We start from the raw sequence: 7,056 nt of genomic DNA, 5'->3' as shown, positions 1-7,056 counted from the left end.
GGTCTCATTCCGAACCCGGTCGTTAAGTCTCTTTGCGCTGATGGTACTGCCCTGTGGTGGGGTGGGAGAGTAGGTCGCTGCCACGGTTTTTCTTGAGGGGGGTCGTCTTTTGAGGCGGCCCCTCTTTTTTTGTGGGTGGGGTTGTGTGTTGGGGGTCGTCTTTTTGGGCGGCCCCCTTTTTTTGTGGGTTGGTGAAGACGTTCTACCGGACGCTGTTTCCTCGTGCTCTTACAGCTGTGGTCACTATCGACATCGATAGTGACCACAGGTGAAACGGGTGCGCGGACTCCGTCAGGGGACGGGGTCCGTGACGAGGTCGGCGGCTTCGATCTCCTCGCGGGTGATCCCCAGGATGAAGGCGATGGTGTCCAGGTAGGGCACGTTGACCGAGGTGTCGGCCTGACGGCGTACGACGGGCTTGGCGTTGAAGGCCACGCCCAGACCGGCGGTCTGGAGCATGTCGAGGTCGTTGGCCCCGTCGCCGATGGCCACGGTCTGGTTGAGGGGGACCCCGGCCTCCTCCGCGAACTGCTGGAGGGTGGTGGCCTTGCCCTTGCGGTCGATGATCGGGCCGACGAGGCGGCCGGTGATCTTGCCGTCGACGACTTCCAGGGTGTTGGCCGCGGAGTAGTCGAGGTCGAGGCGTTCCACGAGGACGTCGGTGATCTGGGTGAAGCCGCCACTGACGATGCCGCACTCGTAGCCCAGGCGTTTGAGGGTGCGGATCAAGGTACGGGCGCCGGGGGTCAGCTGGATCTCGCCGCAGACCTTCTCGATGGCGGAGGCGTCCAGACCTTCGAGGAGGGCGACCCGGCGGCGGAGGGACTCCTCGAAGTCCAGTTCACCGCGCATGGCCTCCTCGGTCACCTTCGCGACCTCGTCCTCACAGCCGGCGTGGGCCGCGAGGAGTTCGATGACCTCGCCCTGGATGAGGGTCGAGTCCACATCCATGATGACCAGGTGCTTACCGCGCCGGTGCAGGCCACCGGCCTGTACGGCGACGTCCACCCCCTGGGTGGCGGACTCCATGGCCAGTTCGGCACGGAGATGGTCGGCGTTGCCTCCGGAGATCTCCATCTCCACGGAGGTCACCGGGTAGGCGGACAGACGTTCGATGCGGTCGATGTTCGCCCCGGAGCGGGCCACGCACGAGGTGATGGCGCTCAGGGCGCCGGGACGTAGTGGGGAGGCCAGCACGGTGACGTGCAGGTGCTCGTCACCGTTGGCGTTGACCCGCCCGTTCCCGTCGGCGTACTCGACGTCCATACCGAGATCGATCGCGGTCTTGTCGAGTGCGGAGCGGACTTCTTCGTAGACCCGCCGATGACTCACCCCGGGGGCGACCTTCTCGTCCACTTCGAGGACGGTCCCCAGCACCAGACGTCCACCGAGAACGACCTGTTCCAGATCGACGATGGTCACCGGGAAGACGGAAAGAGTGCTCAGCAGACGTGCGCTGATCCCGGGACGGTCATGCCCGGTCATCGTTACCAACAACGTGGATTCATCACTCATGGCATGCCCCACGGTACTCGGCCGTGGGACGCCCGGGACGGTCGGGGCACGAGGTTTTCGCAGCTCGTTCACTATGTGGACAGGTAGGCGAGTATCCAGGGCCCCGGGGGTGCGAGGCAGATCACTCGCCGCGTTTGCCCTTGCGCTTCTTCTTGACCTTCTTCGCCTTGACGTCCACCCCGCCCAGCATGCAGGTTCCGGTCAGGTGTACGACCGGGGCGTTGGGGTCGGTCACCTGATCGGTGCCGTGGAGGTCGGTGCCGCCCAGAATCGCCGAGGTGTTGTTGATCACTCGCACGCCGTGCGGCACGGTGATGTCCACTCCGCCCAGGATCACGGCGAGCTGGATGGTGACCTCGTGCCGGCTCAGTACCGCCTCGCGCAGGTCCAGCTCGACCCCGCCACAGAGGACCGACACGTTGGTGCGGGGCTCGACGAGCCAGCGTCCACGGCGTTCCGCGGCGCCGAAGACCGCCACCAGGTTCTCCGAGCCCTTGCTCTGTCCGGCGAGGTCTCGGGCGTCGCTGCCGAGTATCTCCATGCCGTCGGTGGTGCCGCTGTGGTCGGTGCCGCCGAGCCCCTGGAGCCCGGGTACCCCGGGCATCCCGGATCGGGGGAGGTCGGACACGATGGGGCCGAGTTCGCCGATGGTCTTGGCCTTGTAGAGGGTGTCGAGGCGCTCCTCGTGTTCGACGGGGCTGAGGCGGCCCTCGGCCAGCGCCTCCCGGAGCCGTTCGGCAACCTGGTCCCGGTCCGTGTCGGAAGCTCGGATGTGATCGGGCTGCATGGTGACGGCTCTCCTCCTCGGTGGGTCGGCCTGGACACGGCCGCACACTCAAGTATCGGTGTGTTCGACGAGATCCCGGATCAGGTGTCGTCCCTGGTTCGTCCCGGAGTCTCCCCGCCCCCGACACCAGGGTCCCACTCGTGTCGCCTCCGGGCCATACCCCCGTCCGGGCGCACCCTCCCCGCTCAGGGCAGTTCTATCGCCGCGTGCGCGGCGATCAGGGCGCGACGCACGACACCGTCCAGTTCCCGCAGGGCTTGGGCCCTCAGGTCGATCTGGTGGGCGTTCATGCCCCGCCCGGAACCGGGTTCGGCGAGGGCCACCACCTTCGCGAGCCTCTTCGCCTGGGCCGCGACCCGATGGGCGCGTGGTGGGTACCCGTGGGCGAGGGGCGGGGTGCCCGAGTCACCGAGGTCCCCCAACTCGCGGTGGACGGACGGCGCGAAGGAGGCCACGTCGTCCACCCCCTGAAGGAGCTCGGCGACCCGCACCAGGGTGAGTTTGAGTCGCCGTTCGGCGTCGGAAAGGTCGGGAACCTGGGGTATGCCGTCATTCGCCGGATACGGGGCCCATGAGACGCCCACGTAGGATGAACCACGTAGGTCGGCGGAGGGCACCAACCCCACCTGTCGTTCGGCGAGCTGCACCAACACACCCTCCTGCGCCTCGATCGCCGCCCGGTTGAGTTCGGCGGGGCCGATCAGCCCGCAGGGATCGCCCCAGGTGGGCAGCGCCAACCGGAACGCGGACAGGCCCAGGCCACGAAGACGTACCAGTGCGGCACGCAGCGGTACGCCGCTGTCGAAGGGCAGGTCACCGGGGGGTACTGTCCCGATCAGGTTGGGGCCGCCCCGACGTTCGACGGCGTCGACGGCGTCGTCCAACCCGACGTGGCCCGAAAGCCAGGCGTTGCCCCAGGCGACGAGTGGTGCGGACGTCAAATGCATTGCTACAGGGTAGGGCGGCCCGTGCACCGGCGTGGGACGTGAGAGAAGGAGGATGATGGACGGGCGTGTTCTGGGCCTTAACGGGGTCACGGTACGACGAGGCGGGGCGAACCTGCTGGATGGCGTGGACTGGTCGGTGCTGGAGGGGGAGCGCTGGGTCGTCCTCGGTCCCAACGGCGCGGGTAAGACGACCCTGCTGAACGTGGCCTCCAGCCAGCTGTATCCCACCTCGGGCAAGGTGGAGGTCCTCGGGGAGCACCTCGGGGGCGTGGACGTGTTCGAGCTGCGGCCGCTGATCGGGTACGCGGGCGCCTCCGTGTCCGGCCGGATCGAGGAGGACACCCCCGTCCTCGACCTGGTGCTCAGCGCCGCCTACGGCTACCTGGGTCGGTTCCGGGAGGAGTACGGGGTTCCGGACTACGGGCGTGCCCGTGCGCTGCTGGGTCACTGGGGGGTGGGCGAGCTCGCGGACCGCTTCTTCCACACCCTGTCCGAGGGTGAACGCAAACGGGTGCTGATCGCGCGTGCGCTGATGTCGAACCCGGAACTGCTGCTCCTGGACGAACCCGCGGCCGGGCTGGACCTGGGTGGGCGAGAGGACCTGCTGCGTCGTATGGGCAAGCTCGCGCGCAACGAGGACGCGCCGGCGCTGGTCGTGGTCTCCCACCACGTGGAGGAGATCCCGCCGGGCTTCACCCATGCTCTGCTGATCCGTGACGGTCGGGTGATGCGGGCGGGTCCTTTGGACGAGGTGATGACGGCGGAGAACCTGAGCGAGACCTTCGGGTTGGGGTTGAAGGTCGAGCGCGACGGCGGTCGTTGGTCGGCCCGCGCCGTCTGAGGTTCATCGCGTTTCGAGTGGACCCGAACCCCCGTCCCCTTCTCCCTGATCGCCCCGGTGGCCTCGTCGGCCCCGGGGCCCTTCTGTGAAGGGAGTGATTGGGGATGTGTTTATGGAAGAAATCCTAGGGTCCGTAATTCCTATTTCCGTCCGGATGTGGTCGTCCCGGATAGGTATGGGGTAGCGTCGTCGAACAGTGGGCGGATCGCTCTATTTCGGCGCGCTTTATGACGGGCGGCCTAGGGCGCGGTCCGCTCCCGCGCTGCCTGTCACCCCCGTCAGCAGATCCGGAGCCGCCCCAGATGTCGTCACTGAACACCGTCACCCGGCCCGACTCGGTGGAGGGTCGGTAACCGTGACCACGATCATCATCGTCGCACTCTTCGTCGCCGTCCTGTTGATCATTTTCTGGCGAAGCGTGCGTATCGTTCCGCACTCCATGGAGGACGTGGTCGAGCGTTTCGGTAAGTTCCACCGTACGCTCAGCTCGGGCTTCAACATCGTCATTCCCGGCGTCGACCAGGTGCGCGAACGCATCGACCGCCGTGTGCAGGTCGTCAGCTTCCCGCCGCAGTCCGCGATCACCGAGGACAACCTCGCGGTCGAGGTCGACTCCGCGGTGTACATCCGTGTGATCGACGCCTACCGGGCCACCTACGAGGTCGCCAACTTCATCCAGGCGGTCGAGCAGCTCACCCTGGCGACCCTGCGAAACGTCATCGGTGGCATGAACCTGGAGGGCACCCTCACCTCCCGCGACCAGATCAACCGCGAGCTCAAGTCCGTCCTGGACGAGGCGACGCGGGACTGGGGCATCGAGATCAGCCGGATCGAGCTCAAGGGCATCGAGCCACCGTCCTCCGTGCAGGAGGCGATGGAGATGCAGATGCGCGCCGACCGGGAGAAGCGGGCCCAGTTGCTCAGCGCGGAGGGTGAGAAGCAGTCGGCCGTGCTGCGCGCCGAGGGTGAGCGCTCCTCGTCCGTGCTGCGGGCCAAGGGTAGCGCCGAGGCGCTGATGCTGACCGCCAAGGCCGACGCCGACGCCCAGACCCTGCGGGCCCGTGGTGAGGCGGACGCCATCCACATGGTCTTCAAGGCCCTGCACACCAGCCGGGTCGACCCCGACGTGCTGGCCTACCAGTACCTGCAGAAGCTCCCGGAGATCGCCAAGGGCGACGCCAACAAGGTGTGGATCGTTCCGGCGGAGATGGGTCAGGCCCTGCAGGGTGTGAGCAGCGCCTTCGAACGCATCCAGAACGAGGTCGTCAAGATCCCGACCTGAGCCGGGTCGTCCACCGACCCCTCGCGTGCTCCGGCCCCGTCCCTTGGGCGGGGCCTTCGCGTGTCAGGGGCCGGGTGCGCTTGGGCGTCCGGTTCAGGTCGCACCCGACCTGATCATCGGATGACCGGCTCTCGTAGTCTGTTCGAGCCCTCGACGGTCGGGGAGCCGCGGAGCGGAAGGTGGGGCGATGGAACTCTGGGAGGCCGTTGCCATTCTCCTCGCGGGGGTGGCCGCCGGCGGCATCAACGCGATCGCGGGGTCCGGGACCCTGTTCACCTTCCCCGTGCTGCTGGCCCTGGGCTATCCACCGATCACCGCGACCATCTCGAACAGCGTCGGCCTGGCACCCGGGACCCTCAGCGGCACCATCGCCTACCGGCGTGAACTGGCCGGGCAGCGGCCGCGGCTGATCAGGTTCGGTGTCATGTCCTTCTTCGGCGCGCTGACCGGTGCGACGCTGCTGGTCTATCTGCCGCCCGGGGTCTTCGAGTCCGTGGTGCCGTTCATGATCGGCGGCGCCTGCGTGCTGATCGTCTTCCAGCCCAAGATCACCAAGTGGGCCAGGGCGCGCAAACCGGCCCACGAGAACGGTGGGATCCTGATGCCCATCGGTGCCTACGGCGCGGGTACCTACGGTGGCTACTTCGCGGCGGCGCAGGGCATCATCCTCATGAGCCTGTTGGGTTCCACCCTGGACGACGACATCCAGCGGCTCAACGCCCTGAAGAACGCCCTCGCCACCATCGCCAACAGCACGGCGGCCGTGTTCTACATCGTGTTCGCCTCACCGGCGTGGCCGGTGGTCGCACTGCTCGCGGCGGGGACGATCGTCGGTGGTTACCTGGGCGCGAACTTCGGCCGCAGGCTCAGCCCGACAGCGTTGCGCGTCATCCTGGTGATCGTGGGCCTGTCCGCCGCCGCACAGATCATCATGGGCAGGGTATGACGCCCTCGGCGCCGCCCCCGCCGGTGGATCAGGCCCGGAAGTAACCGCGGCGGTCGGCGTCGTCGATGAGCGCGGTCGCGTACGATCCCAGCGCCTCGGAGCCCTCCGCGATCAGCTTCACCTTGGTCATGATCTCGGACCGGGTGACCCCGAACCGCACCCAGGCGCCGCCCTCGTTGTGCCAGTTGGCGAGCATGGGGGACAGCCGGTCGATGGCCCGGGCGAAACGCGCCTCCGCCGTCTGTCGGGCCTCGAACTCCTGCCACAGCTCGTGGGCGAGTGCGGCCTGGTCCTCGGGCAACAGGGGGAAGATGCGTTCGGCGGCGGCACGCTCGCGTTCGGCCTGGGACTCGGCGTCGTCGGGCTGGAAGGCGAAGGTGTCTCCGGCGTCGATCTCGACGATGTCGTGGATGGAGAGCATCTCGATGACACGGTCGATGTCGGTGCCCTCGGGCGCGTACTCGGCGAAGGTCCGCGCGCACAGGGTGAGGTGCCAGGAGTGTTCGGCGGAGTTCTCTCGGCGAGAACCGTCCACCAGCAGGTTCCTACGTAGGACGCGCTTGAGCTTGTCCACTTCCAGGATGAAGCGCAGCTGAGCGTTCAGCCGTTCGTTGTCGACCCCGCTGGCAAAGACCGGTGCCGGTTCCGTCACGTGGTTCGCCCTCCTGATGGATGAACGGATCAGGTGGGACCGCTGGCGCGGTCGCCACTGGATGATCCCATGGAACGCGTGCCGTC

The 7,056-nt window shown here is 67.4% G+C and carries 7 protein-coding genes and 1 rRNA gene; 4 read left to right on the top strand and 4 right to left on the bottom strand.

All coding sequences use genetic code 11. From position 1 onward, the window contains the following. Positions 1–86 (top strand): 5S ribosomal RNA (rrf, locus tag ACWGKS_RS26570); the annotation flags it as partial. A gap of 205 nt (positions 87–291) precedes the next feature. Here the strand turns inward: rrf and serB are convergent. The 3 genes from serB to ACWGKS_RS26555 form a co-directional block, all read right to left on the bottom strand. Continuing rightward, positions 292–1,515: a phosphoserine phosphatase SerB gene (gene serB, locus ACWGKS_RS26565; RefSeq protein WP_358514768.1), complete on the bottom strand. Its 1,224-nt coding sequence runs from the start codon at positions 1,513–1,515 to the stop codon at positions 292–294. Between the two features lie 121 nt (positions 1,516–1,636). Continuing rightward, the gene (locus tag ACWGKS_RS26560) at positions 1,637–2,302 is read right to left on the bottom strand and encodes a DUF1707 SHOCT-like domain-containing protein (RefSeq protein WP_358514771.1); all 666 of its coding nucleotides are present in this window, start codon (positions 2,300–2,302) and stop codon (positions 1,637–1,639) included. A gap of 185 nt (positions 2,303–2,487) precedes the next feature. After that, entirely contained in the window at positions 2,488–3,249 is a 762-nt protein-coding gene (locus tag ACWGKS_RS26555) for a hypothetical protein (RefSeq protein ID WP_358514774.1), read from the bottom strand. A gap of 55 nt (positions 3,250–3,304) precedes the next feature. Here ACWGKS_RS26555 and ACWGKS_RS26550 point away from each other — a divergent pair, with 55 nt between their 5' ends. From ACWGKS_RS26550 to ACWGKS_RS26540, 3 genes are all read left to right on the top strand, one after another. Then, entirely contained in the window at positions 3,305–4,090 is a 786-nt protein-coding gene (locus ACWGKS_RS26550; RefSeq protein WP_358514777.1) for an ABC transporter ATP-binding protein, read from the top strand. 355 nt (positions 4,091–4,445) lie between these two features. Continuing rightward, the gene (locus tag ACWGKS_RS26545; protein ID WP_358514780.1) at positions 4,446–5,372 is read left to right on the top strand and encodes an SPFH domain-containing protein; all 927 of its coding nucleotides are present in this window, start codon (positions 4,446–4,448) and stop codon (positions 5,370–5,372) included. A 187-nt stretch (positions 5,373–5,559) separates the two neighbouring features. Then, on the top strand, positions 5,560–6,318 hold the full coding sequence (locus tag ACWGKS_RS26540; protein WP_358514783.1) for a sulfite exporter TauE/SafE family protein: 759 nt from the start codon (positions 5,560–5,562) through the stop codon (positions 6,316–6,318). Between the two features lie 28 nt (positions 6,319–6,346). Here ACWGKS_RS26540 and ACWGKS_RS26535 read toward each other — a convergent pair whose 3' ends face one another. Further along, entirely contained in the window at positions 6,347–6,970 is a 624-nt protein-coding gene (locus tag ACWGKS_RS26535; protein ID WP_358514786.1) for an HD domain-containing protein, read from the bottom strand. Between the last annotated feature and the right edge of the window lie 86 nt (positions 6,971–7,056).

Source organism: Nocardiopsis sp. NPDC055879 (assembly GCF_053615935.1).
The sequence above is the reverse complement of the archived record's forward strand: the minus strand, read 5'-3'. Positions and strand labels throughout refer to the sequence as shown.

Bases quoted from the DNA above. Each gene is read 5' to 3' on its own strand.
- serB (WP_358514768.1), bottom strand. From the start codon at position 1,515: ATGAGTGATGAATCCACGTTGTTGGTAACGATGACCGGGCATGACCGT.
- ACWGKS_RS26560 (WP_358514771.1), bottom strand. From the start codon at position 2,302: ATGCAGCCCGATCACATCCGAGCTTCCGACACGGACCGGGACCAGGTT.
- ACWGKS_RS26555 (WP_358514774.1), bottom strand. From the start codon at position 3,249: ATGCATTTGACGTCCGCACCACTCGTCGCCTGGGGCAACGCCTGGCTT.
- ACWGKS_RS26550 (WP_358514777.1), top strand. From the start codon at position 3,305: ATGGACGGGCGTGTTCTGGGCCTTAACGGGGTCACGGTACGACGAGGC.
- ACWGKS_RS26540 (WP_358514783.1), top strand. From the start codon at position 5,560: ATGGAACTCTGGGAGGCCGTTGCCATTCTCCTCGCGGGGGTGGCCGCC.